Source organism: Enterovibrio gelatinilyticus (genome assembly GCF_028683095.1).
Classification (GTDB): Bacteria; Pseudomonadota; Gammaproteobacteria; order Enterobacterales; family Vibrionaceae; genus Enterovibrio; species Enterovibrio gelatinilyticus.
Genome location: NZ_JAJUBC010000030.1, coordinates 44,298 through 60,074 on the forward strand (window position 1 = coordinate 44,298; position 15,777 = coordinate 60,074).

Consider the following 15,777-nt stretch of genomic DNA (forward strand, 5'->3'; position numbering starts at 1 on the left):
TGCCCCATCGTCAGGCTCTCTTAAGTCGTTGAAAATCAAAAACTTGACATGCCTCGCATAAAGTACAGTGACCTGTAAATAATACTGCAGAATTTCCGATACAAGATACGGTATGAATTTAAACGTTGAGTTAGGGAAGAAACATGTCCATGAAATTATCCGTTCGCCAGAAGTTGTATCTAGGATTTGGCGGCATTATGGCTCTCATGGTTGCCATGGTTACGTTAGTTTGGTTCGAAGTCACTGGGCTAAAAAATGAAGTAACCAAAATACGAACGGATGACGTCCCCGAAGTCCTTTCCTATCTAGTGTTGATTGACGAAGCTGGCGACGTTTACCGTGACAGCATTGGCGTTGTCACGGGTGTTTCGGGCGCTAAAGCATCACTGGCCGAAAACAATAACGAGTTTCAGGCAGTCGTCTCTCGTGCGATGAAACAAGAAGAACGCGGCAGTTCGGATTATCAAACCCTTGAACGTGCTAGCGAGAAAATGCGAGATTTCCAAGCAGCATTTGACCGCGATATCGTCTCCCAATTGTCTCTCAACGAAAACAACCAAGCGCTAATAACAACACTTCATGCCCTCTACGTTGAGCATCTTCAACCGATTGAGAACATGCTGGACCAAAGTTCGGTGATTGAAAATGCGCAAATGGAAGCATCTTTCGACACATTAATGGCTGACTTCGACGACATCAAAAAGATGAATGTGATCATCTCTCTCGTCGCGATCATACTGTCTTGCCTCATTGCATATTGGTTGTCTTCATCCATCACTCACCGCTTGACGGTGCTCGACGAAACGGCGCAACGTATTGCGAGAGGCGAATTAAATGGCGATGGTATCGAGGATAAAACTGGCGATGAGCTTTCCAGCCTCGCGGTATCAATCAACACCATGCAACAATCTCTTATTGAGTTAATCAGCGCAATTTCTAATGTCACCAATGATGTTCATCAGTCAACAACCGAACTATCGACGTTAGGCAGTAACGTAGTGGCTGGCGCATCAAGTCAGTCAGATAAAGCGGCAATGATTGCCACTGCCGCCGAAGAACTTAGCCTGACCATTTCCGAAGTGGCTCACCAAGGCACATCCACGTTCGATGAAGCGAAAAAATCTGAGCTTCATGCGGTGGAAGGTCGCAAAGTCATCGGGGAAATGGTCAATAGTATTCAGCATGTTTCCATTCAAATGCAGGATATGTCGACCACCATGGAACAGCTTGGCGAGCACAGCGAAGAGATTGGAAATGTGATTAAGGTGATCAGAGGTATCGCCGAGCAAACCAATCTTTTGGCACTCAATGCTGCCATTGAAGCCGCTCGCGCCGGCGAATTTGGCCGAGGCTTTGCCGTGGTTGCAGATGAAGTAAGAGCGCTTGCTGAACGCACAACCAAAGCGACGCAAGAAGTCGCGAACATTGTTCAGGCCATTCAAACTGGAACCCAAGATGCCGTATCTCGTACCCAAGAAAACTACAAATTGGTTGAGATGGGCGTCTCTCAGAGTGACGGCGCCGTCAAAGCACTGGAGGACATTGTGTCCGGTGCAGCCATGGTACAGAGCATGATTAGCTCAATCGCGACAGCGGCCGAAGAGCAAACTGCCGTCACCAAAGAAATTGCATCAGATATTACGGCTATTAGCGACATCTCTAATCAGTCTCTTTCTCAAGCACAGCAAAGCGCCACAAACATTCAGCGATTGGAAGGCAAAGTAGAAGAACTAAATCAACTGATGAGTCGATTCAAGATCGCTTAGTTCGAGCAATCCATACTTTCGACATACTCTTTTTACTCATCCAGGATATGTCCGCTTACATACGTCTACTACCAAGGTAGACGTATGACCTTGTCGCTACTCATAGCCTAAGATACTGCAACTAACCCCCATGTCGCTAACATCGTATTGCCATTAACACCATCCCCCTCCATCTATAATTAAGTCACAAAGTCATGTCGTCAATACGCGCCATTTCCTTGTCCCTGCTCTTAGTTAAACATTCGCCTTACACCCGCACAATATGACCAGTTATATAGACTCACACTGCAAGGAATAACAATCACACATCAATTGATGAGACTTTCAAAAACCCATGCCTTTCAAGAATATGATTCTTGATTTAGAGACATGAATTCTTGTTTAACACTGCCATAGTCATATCGCTAATCAGCACACATAGTTAGACAAACAGAGAGGAAGAACGATATGACAACAATGACAGGAACGTCACACGACGACACCATTATTAGCCATCATCACGTAGGGTGGATTTACGGTAAAGACGGTAACGACTACATCGAAGCCTATGGAAACGAGTGCTTGATTGATGGAGGGAACGGCGACGACAAAATCATCGGTAGTTATGACCACGACTACATCAAAGGTGGTTATGGCAATGATTGGATAGAAGGAGGCTATGGCAACGACAAGGCTTATGGCGGTTTTGGTTGTGACACCATCTACGGTGGTTGGGGCTGTGATGTCTTGTATGGGGGACATGATAACGACCAACTATTTGGTGGAAATGACAATGACACCCTAAAAGGCGAAGAAGGCAATGATTATCTTTCCGGCGGTTCGGGTAGAGACCACCTGTGGGGAGGTCAAGGGCACGACACGCTTGATGGTGGTGATGGCAACGATTATGTCGACGGTGGTGACGGTAATGATGTGCTGTTTGGTGGTTGCGGTGATGACAGAATGATCGGCTGGCACGGAGACGACAACATCCGTGGCGGAGAAGGCAGTGATCATATTGACGGACACTGGGGTAATGACGTTATCGATGGCGGCGCAGGAAATGACAAAATGTGGGGCGGCGATGGCTACGACATCATGTCCGGCGGAACCGGTGATGATTACGTCGATGGTGGCTGCGGCAATGACGTGTTAGAAGGTAATGATGGTGCCGACAAACTCGTTGGATACTATGGCGCAGACAAGCTCTATGGTGGTGACGGATGCGATGAACTTTATGGCGGCTGCGACGACGACTTTCTCAGTGGTGGCAATCACAGTGACACGCTTTGGGGCGGATGGGGTAACGACATTCTTCTCGGTGGTGAGGGCAACGACAAGCTAAAGGGAGAAGCAGGTGCCGATAAGCTCTACGGTGGTTCAGGTAACGATGAACTTTGGGGACATGGCGAAAACGATACCCTTTACGGTGACTGCGGAGACGATAAACTCGATGGCGGCTGTGGCGATGATCAACTTAATGGCGGTTGTGGTGATGACAATATCGATGGCGGTTGGGGCAACGATTACATCGTTGGTGGCTCGGGTGATGACATTCTTAAGGGCAACTGCGGCAAAGATGTTTTCTACTTCTGCCGCGGTGACGGCAATGACACTATCACGGATTTTCATGGCTGGTATGACAAAATCCAAATCGACACCTCTTTGGCCTCATCAATCCACGAAATCAACATCACTCAAACATGGAATACTGTAACGCTTGATTTCGCAGATGGCTCAACCGTCGAACTTCAAAACTTCTGCGGTCAATTTAAAAATGACTATGTTGATTTCGTCACAGGCTGCGAAATGGTTGGTTAAGGCAACACGAATTGACTAGAGCGATATGCGCTGGGCAATGCCAACTTCCCTGCCCGTGATTTAAGGCGGGCAGATATAAAAGAATGAAACATAAGCAGATTGTGAAGACGTGACATCTCCTTTTTTGGAAAGAAAAAGCGGCCAAACTACTGGCCGCTTTTCACATCAACTCAACCAAGCGTAGAGGCTGTTATTTTGCCATTAGAGACACAAATTCAGGCTGGTTGATCGTCGCTTTAATCAAATCCTGAACCGCAGGTGAAAGCGCATCGGCAGTCGCGTTACAGGCAGTAATGGCATCAAATCCACTCTTGAATGTGTATTTGTTGCTCACGTCTAAAGACTCACCGTTAGAAGACTTAAGCTTCAGGCCGATATCCCAATAGCCGTTTGTTAGGCCAGACACAGACGAAAACTCAATTTTGGTGATTTCGCCAGTAATGTCGATACCCTCGGCAGAAAAGCGGTCAGCCATTTTGAGTTCATCATTAAACGCCTTTGTGATGAAATCTGGGATAGAAAGCCCATCAGCTGGTTCAATCGGCCCCATTAAGCGACAGTTTGAAGAAAACGGCACTGTTTGGCTGAGAGAAACAAATTCTCCCTCAACGGTTTCCAGTTGTTTGAGTTTCTGAATATTGTCCACGGATACTGCGTATCGCGGCGGTTGCATGGTTGAACAAGCACTTAACACCAACGCTGCTGCTACAACAAGTAACTTTTTCATAGATCCCTCTGAGTCCTTTTTATTATTCATCCATTGAGCGGATAAATGACATCGTACCGCGAGATTAATGGCTCAGCTGGCTGATAGTTAAGACTCAGTTCACAACAACTTCTCGCTCTATCAGAGCCTTATCGCTTTCTTATCCAACGTCTAAGTGGTTCCAGTCCTCGGTAAATTAGCAACGACAACATGATCAACGCGCAGCCTGCCACCTTATGTGCAGGCATAGATTCGCTATACCACACCACGCTCAATATCACTGTCCAAACAGGCTCCAAAATCATAATGATGGCAGCGTTCGCCGCACTTGCGCTTTTCTGACCCAGTGTTTGCATCAAATAGCGCAGGCTGGTTGCCACTAACACACTTAAAGAGAACCAACCCCAGATAGATGGCGATATGGTGTCCGGCCATGTTTCTGTCAGCAATGAAGCAATGGTGGCGACCACACCCGTTGAGAATAACTGAACACAGGTAAGTACAAGTGTCGGAATACGCTGGGCGTAGCGGTTATTCAAATTAAAATGAACAGCAAGAAAGAGAGCAGCGAGCAAAAACCAGAGCTGGCTTGGTGACAATTGCCAACCCACACCGCCTAAAGACAGCAACGCAAGACCGCTGACAGCAATAGGCATAGAGAACCAAAAAATACGCGGAGGCTTTTGCTTGAACATCAGCCAAGCAATCAGGGGCACGATCAGCATGGACAAGCTCATAATAAATGCGCCCTCTCCCAGTGATGTACTGACAGACATTGCAAAAATCCAGAACAAGATGGCACACGCCAGCACGCTGCCAACCCCTGCTGCTCGCATAAGAACGCCTCTTTCAACCACTTTCAATTGTCGAAAACAGAACGGCAGAATACACAAGGAAGCAAGAATAAAGCGTAAGCCGATAAACCCAAACGCAGGCATACCCTGAATGGCTTCTTTAGAAAATATCCACCCCCATGCAGCCAAAACGGTAACAAACAACAAGATCAAAGAAGCACGTTTTTCGGGCAACATTTAACACCAACAGAATAGGGAAAGAGAAAGGCGCGGACATTATTTCACTGGATGAGGAGATTGAACATCGTATATTCACTATTTGACCATAAATTAAAGAAGCGGCACTGATGTGCCGCTTGGAAAGTAGGTGCAATATGGCACCCATTTTATGCTGAGCGTTCAGCGTCCTTGGGGGAATTAAGAAGCACCGAGCACCGCAGTCATATCCGTTTTAATGTTGTCAGATTGCGTGGCTGTTTCTCCACAACGCCAAGAAGCCATTAGCCATTAGCCATTAGCCATTAGCCAACTAATGAAAATATCAGCGAGTGAGCACTTTGGAAGTTAATAAGGAAATTAGTACGGAAATTTGAATAGGTATTACTTACTCACCTATTGCCCGCTTTTTCCGGCGGGCAATAGGGTCAAACTACTCCTGTGCCACTATTTGTCCTCTAATTTCGCCGCTGCCCACCGCGGGGGTATGAACATTGACGTAGTGCCCACCTGTCTGAAATGCCTCTTGCTGGCTTAAATCCAACATCGTGCCTGTTGGTGTCATCCACACACTATCGTTATCGACACTTTGCTCAAGCCCAACGACAACACCGCCATTGGATCCAGAAACACCTTGATGAATATGAGCCGCCACAGCATCGTCTACACCATGAGTCAAAACGCTTAGTTCGACATACCCATTAGAATTATTCAGTAACGCATAGCCATCACCAAACGCATCGGTGGTCACCGGCGGCACTTCTTGTGAGCCGCTCATAGGAAAGGCATAAAGTGAATAATCTGATGAGAAGACTTGCCCGCGAATTTCGCCGCCTTGGTGCGCTGGCGTATGAAAATTGGTGTAGTACGCGCCAGAAAGCATGTTACTAAATGTCTCTTTGCTTAAAGAAGTATCTGTTGGCGCAGTCCAAACATTTGCGTCTTCAGCATCTTGGTTGAGTGCCACTAAAACGCCACCATTGTTACCCACACGACCCTCGTGAATATGAGCCGCCATCGCAGACTCAATACCTTGCGTAATGACTCGCATGTTCAATGTTTCTGCGTCGCTGTTATACGCTAGGTACCCTTCGCCATTTGCGTCGGTCATGACGGCAGGAACTTGTTGGCGTCCATTGACTTTAAAGGAAATAATCGTCGTGGTTTTCGGTACGATTTGAGCACGAATTTCACCCGATGGAACGGCGTCAGTATGCACGTTGATATACCAATCCCCCGCTAATAGTGCTTCGATTTGTGCGTAGCTCAGTTTGTCCTCACGCACTTCGAGATAACGACGCTCCCCGTGTTTCCATTTGTGCTTTTTAGGTGTTTCAAAGGTAAATTCAACGCCTCCCGTTTGCCCAATCCCCCCGCTGTGAATATGCGCAAACTTAAAGCCTTCAATATCTTCGACAAACAATTTTGCACGCAGTTTTTTGCGATTTTCATCCAACTTAACCTTGGCTTTTGTTGTCAGTTCCGAGCCATTTATAGGCACTGCCTCTGCACCACTAAGCGTTAATTTGTAGGTTTCTGTTGCCTCAAACCCACACGCTGACAGCAATAGCAACGCAATAACCACCACGAGTTTTTTCATCCACATATCCTCATTCGTCCATCTATAGAGGCCACCAGAGGCCCGATCATAAAAAAGACGAACCAATGAAAATAATGGATGCAGACATTGGTGGTATTTACTTGGCTATTGATAACTTACGCATTCATGCGTCATTCTTCGTAATATTGAGAGACAGACGACCGCACTACCATGTGGGTCTGGTTACATATAGGGAGCCGAGGTGGTGATTTATTTGATTGCCGTCAACGCGGGTTGCCCCTTCAAGCTAGCCAATAGCTTCTGCTTGAACCCCAACCCAATAAGGGAAGAAAACACCGCCCTCACTTAGTGAAACGAAGCATGCCTCTGTCTACGGTTGACGTACCATTGCCCCACGTTCCTACTAACGTTTGCTCGTCCGAAGACGCCAACATACCCTTTCCAGATTCGCTGCCCATCTTCCAATCGAAATGAAGTTCAATACCGGTAACTGCTGTTGGCGTTGTTTTACTGCCCCAGACCTTCTGACCTCTCACCTTCTTGGTATTCATTGTGATGGTTCCTGTTATCGTGCCACTGTTCATTACAGGGCCAACGCCACCTTGTATAGTACCTTTGATTTTTCCGCCCGACGTGGCACCCAAATCGATAAACACCGTGTCATGCGAAACAGGGAAAAGTGTTAATGATGTGCCCGACCACGAGCCTTTGAGTAAGTTGGACCATACTTGCCCGCCGACACTTTTCTCGTAGAAATTAGGATTCGTCTCTTCGTTCCAATTGCTGTTGATGTAATTCGAAATGGCAAAGGACAACGAAGGATTAGCGACCAAATCTTTATAAAATTTCCCGCCAGTGCGATTGGCTTCCTGATCCGCATTGGAATATACCCCTGTGGTTTCTATCCCAAATCCCCCTCCTTCAGTGCGTTCACTCTCTTCTTCTGCTGCAGCGGTACTCTTTGTTGCTTCGGTCTGAAAATAGGTTAGCCCTTGCTGGAAGAAATGGCCCAACTTGTCACTGCCGATACAAATTCCATGTACCTTCATTGTCGGGTTTAATATAGGAAATAATGGATTGGCCCAGATCCCGTACCCCACTCCTTTGTACTTTGTGCTGCTTTGCGCGGGTAGCGAAATTTTCGATGACGGCAACGTATCCGCCCATACCTCTATCGCACTTCGCCCAACGGACTGATTCACTGCTAAGTCATTGGCGAGTCCTTTGACAACGATGCTTGCTTTGGGTGGTTTACCTGCTAACTTCCTCGCATTGGTCAGCGATGTATTTACCTTTTTATCGATGTCAGACTCACAGTCTTTTAGGCTGGCACAATTCCCTGCTGTATCCGTTTCTGCACGTTGAATGACACCGCTACCCGAATTCGATTGCTGTTGAATCACATGGGTGAGTTCATGCGCAATCAGTCGTCGCCCCGCGTCTGTCTGTGGTCTATATTGTCCCGTCCCAAACACTACCTGACTGCCGACCGTATAAGCTCGCGCATGAATACTACGTGCGGATTTCGCCGCATCATTGTCTGTATGAATTCTTACCTGACTAAAGTCAGCACCAAACCTTGGTTCCATAAATGAACGAGTTTGATTGTCTAATAACTCCCCTGGTTTACGCAGAGTCTGGTGAACCGCCAAAGGCACAGAGGAAGTTTGCCTCGAAGAACTTTGCGGCATCGGCGGGCTACTAAGCACGGGCGTATTCTGTGCCTTTCTTTGCACGCCCAACTCCCTGGAACCGCTAGCGCTCTTGCACGCCGAACATACTCCACCGCATGAACACGCCCCCTGAATAGCAGACATTGGCATGCTCACTACCTGATCTGCGACCCGATCTGCTTCTTGCTCGAACACATCGTGGCTGCTACCCATCGTCAGTTTGGCTTGCAAAGGCATAGGTCTTGCTGTCACTGGCATTGGGCGAGCAATTGCTGGAAAACCAGTAAGTGGGCTTGATGCGCCATGGTGTAAGTCGCTGTTGATGTGACTGGGCTGAAAGCTAAACATAATCGCCTCTTTAATTTCATACAGCCTGATGAAAGCTTAACCAGCAAAAATAGACGCGCTGTCTTTATTTGGACACTCACCGCCAAGAACCGTTTTTCTGCCCGCCCATCGGCTAACAAACGTCAGTTAACAAATTGTGACAATGTCACTTGTTTTGTGATTTTTTCGAATTGCCCATTAATGCGTCAAGTACGAGGTTTCATTGCTGTTAGGCTCAAAGTGACATCAATTACCGCAAAGGATAAGCATGAAAAAATTGTTATTGGTCGCCACGATGGCGCTGTCAGCATTCGCGCACGCTGACCAGCTAGAGGACATTCAGGAAGCGGGCGTTATTCGCGTTGGCACTACAGGTGACTACAAGCCTTTTTCGTTTTTTGATGGCAATAGCTATTCCGGTTATGACATTGATGTGGCTCAGCATGTGGCCGACCAATTGGGCGTAAAACTCGAAATCGTTCCCACCACATGGAAAGGCCTTGTCAGCAATTTACAAGAAGACAAATATGACATTGCGATGGGTGGCATCACGCGCCGAATGTCTCGTCAGTTAGCAGCAGAGCAAACCCAAGGTTACATGGTGTTTGGTAAATGTTTCTTAGTGGCTGACGGCAAAGTTGAACAGTTTGATTCCTTGGAAGAAGTGAATAAACCCTCCGTTCGAGTGGGCGTAAACATTGGTGGGACCAACGAAAAGTTTGCCGAAGCGCACCTTCCCAATGCGACCTTCACTAAATTCGAAAACAACCTAGATGTTCCCAAAGCCGTTGCGGCTGGCGACATAGATGTCATGGTGACTGAAACACCTGAAGGCGTGTTCTATGACGTGACCGATACGCGTCTCGATGCTTCTCGATGTGATGACCCGTTCACACGCAGCCAGTTTGGATATCTGATCCCAAAAGGCGAACAGCGCATGTTGAACACGGTTAATTTCATTCTCGATGAGATGGTACTTAAAAGCGTTCAAGACGACCTGATGGCAAAGAATCAACTTAAATAAATCAGCGTAAACATCTGTCTATCTTGAAACTCTCGCGATCCTGAACACACACTTAGAAATACAGACAACAGCGTTAAAACAGATAAGAGGTCGATATGCTTCGTTTCTTCACCATCGAATCTGGTGTGATCACTGAAATTCATGCTTATGACTTTTCTGACATGAACCAGTTGATCGCTAAAGCTGCTTGGATAGACGCCCATGATCCCAGCGAACATGAACGTGAAGTGATTAGTTCGCTGCTAAAAATTGAGCTGCCTGAAGCTGACGATGTAGATGAGATCGAATCGTCAGCTCGTTTCTTTGTCGACCGACGTGGATTGCATGTTCACTCTTTGTTTTTGGCAAAAAGTGAGGGCAAACACAACACCGTTTCTGTCGCCTGTATTTTGCAAAGTCAGCGCCTCATCACGATGCGTGATGGGGATATCGCTGATTTTCGCCTAATGAGGCTTCGCGCCCGACGCGGTCAGATACGATGCAAGGATATCGAAACCTTACTCCTCACCATATTGGAGCAAAAAGTCGAAAACCACGCTGATATGTTGGAAGATTTACACCGTGAGTTGGAAAAGATAAGCCACGCGGTATTGGAAGACGATGACTCCGACCTAGAAGAGTGCATTAGCCAACTGGCAAGACAAGAAGACAGTAACGGTAAAGTTCGCCTTTGTTTAATGGACACACAGCGAGCGATTTCATTCTTGCTGAGACACTTACAATCACGCAGTGAGCACCGTGAAGACTTAAACGAAATCGTGCGTGATATCGATGCGCTGCTTTCTCACACCACCTTTCTGTTCGACAAAATCAACTTCCTGATGGACTCCACCCAAGGCTTCATCAACATTGAACAAAACCAGATCATCAAGATTTTCTCCATTGCTGCTGTGGTTTTCCTCCCTCCGACGGTTATCGCCAGTATCTACGGCATGAACTTCGAACATATGCCCTTACTCTCCTGGCACTACGGCTACCCCTTTGCCCTCGGGCTGATGGTTGCGTCAGGTTTCGCTCCACTGTTTTATTTCAAGAAGAAGGGATGGTTGTAATGCTAACGCTACCCGTACCGTAGGCTTAGCCGTTCACTTAACGAAAATCATCAATAATATTTTCACCCCATTTTTCGGATTTCCAAAGATACGCATCAGGGGAGAGTTCTGAGGTTCGAGCATAAGCGACTCTGGCTTCCGCTTCAGTTTTTTCTAAATACCCACCCAAGGTGATCGCCCAAACGAGCGTCCCCTTTTTATCGGTGGTTTTATAAACCGCGACTTTATATTCAAAATTTACATCACCTATTTCTTCTAAAAAATTGAGTAAGTCTGATTCACGATAAGCTGAAGCAATAACAGGAAACCAAATTTTCTCAGGCGTTTTCTCATCAGAAATAGCGCTAATATCCACCAAGGAGTTAGACAACTCCGCAATGGTGATATTGGTTTTTTGAAGAGAACCAGGTATGCTTGAAACATCAGGTGAAAGTAAAGTTGCTTGAACTCTCAATTCATTAAGTGTTGTTTCAGTCCGCGTCTTCGCTAGTTCTAACTGTTCATTTTTTTTCTGATATACCGCTATTTCTTTCTCTAGGTCGATCTTCGCAGCCTTATGTTCTTCAACCTCCAGCTCTAGCTTGGCTTGTGCTTTCCTTTGCTCATACTGAAGTTCGTAGAGTTTTTTGATGTGATCAATGGCAAATGCCCAAATCAACGCCCCTGCGACAATACCTGCAATGCAGGCCTGAAACCAACGACCATCGAACCATGAAAGCGGACTTCCCTGCTTCCCATTTTTCAGAGCCTCGACTTCAATTTTAAGCTTCTCGTATTCAAGCTGTTTTTTCTGCAATTCTAAGTTCTGTATCGCCGTTTCATGTTTCCCATCAGAATCAGGCATAACACACTCTCCTCAAAGTGTATTAATCAATTATGTCAGCCAATTATCAACGTCGGTTCTACATATCTGAGACGAGATAACTTTAATTGTTCGACCCAACACAAATGAAACACAAAAGCTCAAACTGACGTCATTTGGATTGCATTTGAGCTTTTGTGTACACTAATGCTTGGCAGTCATCGATATGCTGGCTATCCCATCGAAAAGGAGAGCCACCATGAAAAAGACATTGTTGATCCCATTGATTACCGCCATATCATTTGGCAGCCACGCGCTAACATTAACCAGCAATGACATCCAAGAAGGAACGCGAATGGCCGATACGTTCGCCTTTCAAGGATTTGGCTGCACAGGAGATAACGTGTCTCCACAGCTACAGTGGAAAGATGCGCCACAAGGAACCAAGAGTTTTGCGATCACCGCCTATGATCCTGATGCTCCAACTGGAAGCGGATGGTGGCACTGGGTTGCATTGGATATTCCAGCGTCACAGAACAGTGTTGATCGTGGCGCATCAGGCAAACTTGATGGCATGCGTGAAATGAATAACGATTATGGCGTTGCAGGGTTCGGTGGCGCTTGCCCACCTAAAGGTCACGGCATGCATCGTTATCAATTTACGGTATGGGCACTGCCAACCGAAAAACTTGAGCTACCAAGCAACCCGTCGAATGCACTGATTGGCTACATGCTTAACGCCTCTGCATTGGACAGCGCCAAACTCACAGCGACTTACGTGAGTGAGTAACAATATAGCGAACGGAAAGGAAGAGTAAATGACGAAAACACTGGTGCAAGCGGGGCAATTTCGCGGAGCAAAATCTCAACCGCTCCGCAATGTGTTGATCTACGCGCCGACCATTATTTGGGTCAATCAGGGACATAAAAAGCTCTGGTGGCACGATGAACCTCGTCATTACACACAAGAGGATTGGTTGGTAGTTCCAGCCAATCATCACCTCACCTTTGTCAACGAGCCTTCCCACGTTGCGTTTTACTCGCGCACGCTGACGTTTCTGGTGCCACCACCCGCTGAGTGGCTGGAAGAATCACGTCAAAAAAAGCCAGATCATGAACCACGTTTATCAGTCACACCACCGCTTGCTTACTGCTTTGAGATGCTTTTTGATATGAAAGATAAAGAACTCGCCTTAGAGACTCAACAACAGTTCCTTCTGGGATTTTATGCGGAATTAAAGCAGCTTGGTTCGCTTCACCTGTTGTTTCCTGGCAAAGCCGGATCAATAAGGGAGCGATTAGCAAGCTACCTCAGCCTAAACCCAGGTGAACCACATAATGTGGAAAGTGTTGCATCGCACTTTTCTATGAGCCCTGCAACGTTAAAACGTAAGCTCGCTGCTGAAACAACCTCATTCAGACAAATCCTGACGCAGATAAGAATGGGCTATGCCCTTTCACTGATGCAAAAATCTGGCAACCAACTCAACGTCGCGCTGGCCTGTGGTTATCAATCGGAAGTGCGTTTTGCTCATCGTTTCAAGGATACCTTTGGCCTAACACCCAAAGAGTACGTGCAAACACTATGCACCCAAGTGACCTAAAGATGCACCCTTTCTTCATTTCTTGAAATTACTCTGTGTATTCGCTTTGGGTAATCATTAACACCCCGCAACCTTCGCTCCACCCATTGCATCGTTAAAACCACATTCGTTAACACATAAAACAAACCTGCAAACTTTCACATATCACCAGAAAGACACTATTTATCAGAACAAGATCTCAATTAATTTCTTACGGTCAGCGAAATAAACCGCATCTGTGACCTTATAAACAATATGGTTAATTGCGCTTTTACTCTCTTCATGAACAAGAGCCATATCACGAAATAGCCCTCAATAAACACGTACATTCAACCTGTATAGACAACTTAATAGATGTATAAGCAAGGTGATATGTATGCTCTCGACGCTGCTTTCTGAACAACGAATTTCCATTATTGATTCCGCATCAGATTGGGAAAATGCCATCGACTTGGTCTGCGCGCCATTGATTGAATCTGGCGACATCAAAACGGATTACAAGGATGCGATCGTTAAGACTACATTGGATCTTGGCCCCTACTATGTCCTCGCGCCAATGATAGCCATGCCACATGCACGTCCTGAAGAGGGTGTCATTAACAACTCACTTTCATTGCTTATCGTCCGCAACGGTGTCGAATTCCACAGCGAAGATAACGACCCAGTAAAACTGCTTCTTTTGTTGGCAGCCAAAGACAGCAACCAACATATCGAGTTGATCACTTCTATCTCTGAGTTTTTCTGTAACGACGAGGATGTCCTCGCGGTTATCAATGCTCAGAACACACAAGAAATCATTGAAATAATTAAAAAATATTGAGGGTAACACTATGCGTATTATGGCCGTTTGTAGCACAGGTCTTGGTTCTTCTTTCATGATCGAAATGAAAGTAAAAGAAATCATGCGTGATTTGGGCATCGATGCAGAAGTTGAGCACACGGATTTGGGCTCAGTGACACCGGACATGGCTGACGTGTTCATTTGTACCAAGGATTTGGCAGACAGTATTCATGCAGGCGATGTTATTTCTATTCCTAACATCACCGACAAAGTCGCAATGAAAGAAAAGATTGAAGCTTACTTAAACCGTAATTAGAGGGTATGGCTATGCTTGACTTCATCACTGATATTCTTAGTACTCCAGCCATTCTGATTGGCCTAGTTGCCCTATTAGGTTTGGCAATTCAGAAGAAATCGAGTTCCGACGTTATTAAAGGCTCAATTAAAACCATCCTAGGTTTTATTGTGATTGGCGGTGGCGCGGGCATCCTTGTTTCTGCTGTGACACCTATGGGTGTGCTTATGGAAGAAGGCTTCAGCCTACGCGGAGTCATACCCAATAACGAAGCTATCTACGCCACTGCAATGGCAGATTTTGGTGCTTCGACGTCGATGATTATGGCGTTTGGTATGGTGGCAAATATCTTCTTTGCTCGCTTCAGTAAGTTTAAGTACATCTTTTTGACCGGTCACCACACGCTTTACATGGCTTGTATGATTGCGATCATTTTGAGTGTGGCTGGATTTAGCGGAGCAATGCTGGTATTCCTCGGCTCAGTGACATTGGGTCTTATCATGGTACTTTTCCCTGCCATGGCACAACCCTTCATGCGTAAGATAACAGGCAGTGATGACGTCGCATTTGGCCACTTCTCAACCGTAGGCTACGTGGCTTCTGGTCTGGTTGGTCAGTTAGTCGGCAAAGGATCTAAAAGCACCGAAGAAATGAATTTGCCGAAGAACCTTGTGTTCCTGCGCGACTCTTCAATCTCAATCTCTCTGACCATGGGCATCATCTACTTGATCCTTGTGTTAGCGGCAGGCTCTGAGTTTGTCATGGAGAACTTAAGCAACGGTCAAAACCCAATCGTTTACGCGATATTGACAGCAATCGGCTTTGCCGCTGGCGTGTTCGTTATTCTTCAAGGTGTACGCTTGGTTCTTGCTGAAATCGTACCCGCATTTAATGGTATTTCTCAGAAATTGGTGCCTAACGCCAAACCTGCTCTGGATTGCCCAATCGTATTCCCATATGCGCAGAACGCCGTTCTGATCGGCTTCTTGTGCAGCTTCTTGGGTGGTTTGGTGAGTATGGGCATCTTGGGCGTGATGGAATTAACTTTGATTCTGCCTGGCGTTGTTCCTCACTTCTTCACTGGCGCAACAGCAGGCGTTTTTGGTAACGCAACAGGTGGTCGTCGCGGTGCGGCAGTTGGCGCTTTCGTTAACGGTGTTGTCATTACTTTCCTAACACTTTGGCTGCTACCTGTATTGGGTGACCTTGGTTTTGCCAATACAACGTTCTCTGACTCTGACTTTGCTATCACAGGTATCTTCCTTGGCTACCTAGCAATGATCGGCAAAGAAGCGGTAGTACTGGGCATTGCACTGGTGGCGGGTCTTGTACTAAGCACGAACTTCTTAGGCAAGAAAACACCTGAAACTGCAGAAAACAATTAACTCCCAAGCGGG

The 15,777-nt window shown here is 46.4% G+C and carries 14 protein-coding genes; 9 read left to right on the forward strand and 5 right to left on the reverse strand.

Annotation, left to right across the window (positions count from 1 at the left end; genetic code table 11):
• Positions 1-149 precede the first annotated feature (149 nt).
• Positions 150-1,766: a methyl-accepting chemotaxis protein gene (locus tag LRP50_RS20500; protein WP_274166338.1), complete on the forward strand. Its 1,617-nt coding sequence runs from the start codon at positions 150-152 to the stop codon at positions 1,764-1,766.
• A gap of 447 nt (positions 1,767-2,213) precedes the next feature.
• On the forward strand, positions 2,214-3,566 hold the full coding sequence (locus LRP50_RS20505; protein WP_274166309.1) for a calcium-binding protein: 1,353 nt from the start codon (positions 2,214-2,216) through the stop codon (positions 3,564-3,566).
• A 190-nt stretch (positions 3,567-3,756) separates the two neighbouring features.
• Here the strand turns inward: LRP50_RS20505 and LRP50_RS20510 are convergent, their stop codons facing one another.
• The 4 genes from LRP50_RS20510 to LRP50_RS20525 all read right to left on the reverse strand — a co-directional run bounded on the left by LRP50_RS20510 (position 3,757) and on the right by LRP50_RS20525 (position 8,864).
• A complete protein-coding gene (locus LRP50_RS20510) occupies positions 3,757-4,293 on the reverse strand; it encodes a hypothetical protein (RefSeq protein WP_274166310.1) in 537 nt (178 codons plus the stop codon).
• A 128-nt stretch (positions 4,294-4,421) separates the two neighbouring features.
• Positions 4,422-5,303, reverse strand: a complete 882-nt coding sequence (locus tag LRP50_RS20515) for a DMT family transporter (protein WP_274166311.1) — start codon at positions 5,301-5,303, stop codon at positions 4,422-4,424.
• 412 nt (positions 5,304-5,715) lie between these two features.
• A complete protein-coding gene (locus LRP50_RS20520) occupies positions 5,716-6,882 on the reverse strand; it encodes a CHRD domain-containing protein (RefSeq protein WP_274166312.1) in 1,167 nt (388 codons plus the stop codon).
• A gap of 302 nt (positions 6,883-7,184) precedes the next feature.
• The gene (locus LRP50_RS20525; protein WP_274166313.1) at positions 7,185-8,864 is read right to left on the reverse strand and encodes an eCIS core domain-containing protein; all 1,680 of its coding nucleotides are present in this window, start codon (positions 8,862-8,864) and stop codon (positions 7,185-7,187) included.
• Between the two features lie 247 nt (positions 8,865-9,111).
• Here LRP50_RS20525 and LRP50_RS20530 point away from each other — a divergent pair, with 247 nt between their 5' ends.
• Together LRP50_RS20530 and corA are read left to right on the forward strand one after the other, a co-directional pair.
• Positions 9,112-9,867: a transporter substrate-binding domain-containing protein gene (locus tag LRP50_RS20530; protein ID WP_274166314.1), complete on the forward strand. Its 756-nt coding sequence runs from the start codon at positions 9,112-9,114 to the stop codon at positions 9,865-9,867.
• A 95-nt stretch (positions 9,868-9,962) separates the two neighbouring features.
• Positions 9,963-10,919, forward strand: coding sequence for a magnesium/cobalt transporter CorA (gene corA / locus LRP50_RS20535; RefSeq protein WP_274166315.1), 957 nt, complete (start codon positions 9,963-9,965; stop codon positions 10,917-10,919).
• A gap of 37 nt (positions 10,920-10,956) precedes the next feature.
• On the opposite strand, the gene LRP50_RS20540 is transcribed toward corA, so the two are convergent.
• Positions 10,957-11,763 (reverse strand): hypothetical protein, encoded by an 807-nt coding sequence (locus LRP50_RS20540; protein ID WP_274166316.1) that lies wholly within the window; start codon positions 11,761-11,763, stop codon positions 10,957-10,959.
• Positions 11,764-11,980: 217 nt separating this feature from the next.
• On the opposite strand from LRP50_RS20540, the gene LRP50_RS20545 reads away from it, so the two are divergent.
• The 5 genes from LRP50_RS20545 (at position 11,981) to LRP50_RS20565 (ending at position 15,765) form a co-directional block, all read left to right on the forward strand.
• Entirely contained in the window at positions 11,981-12,511 is a 531-nt protein-coding gene (locus LRP50_RS20545; protein ID WP_274166317.1) for a YbhB/YbcL family Raf kinase inhibitor-like protein, read from the forward strand.
• A 28-nt stretch (positions 12,512-12,539) separates the two neighbouring features.
• Positions 12,540-13,325, forward strand: coding sequence for a helix-turn-helix transcriptional regulator (locus LRP50_RS20550; RefSeq protein ID WP_274166318.1), 786 nt, complete (start codon positions 12,540-12,542; stop codon positions 13,323-13,325).
• Positions 13,326-13,680: 355 nt separating this feature from the next.
• Complete coding sequence (locus LRP50_RS20555; protein ID WP_274166319.1) at positions 13,681-14,124, forward strand: PTS sugar transporter subunit IIA; 444 nt, start codon at positions 13,681-13,683, stop codon at positions 14,122-14,124.
• Between the two features lie 10 nt (positions 14,125-14,134).
• Complete coding sequence (locus LRP50_RS20560) at positions 14,135-14,401, forward strand: PTS sugar transporter subunit IIB (RefSeq protein ID WP_028023199.1); 267 nt, start codon at positions 14,135-14,137, stop codon at positions 14,399-14,401.
• An 11-nt stretch (positions 14,402-14,412) separates the two neighbouring features.
• Positions 14,413-15,765 carry a PTS ascorbate transporter subunit IIC gene (locus tag LRP50_RS20565; RefSeq protein ID WP_420791244.1) on the forward strand — a complete coding sequence of 451 codons (1,353 nt, stop codon included), beginning with the start codon at positions 14,413-14,415 and terminating at the stop codon, positions 15,763-15,765.
• Positions 15,766-15,777 lie beyond the last annotated feature (12 nt).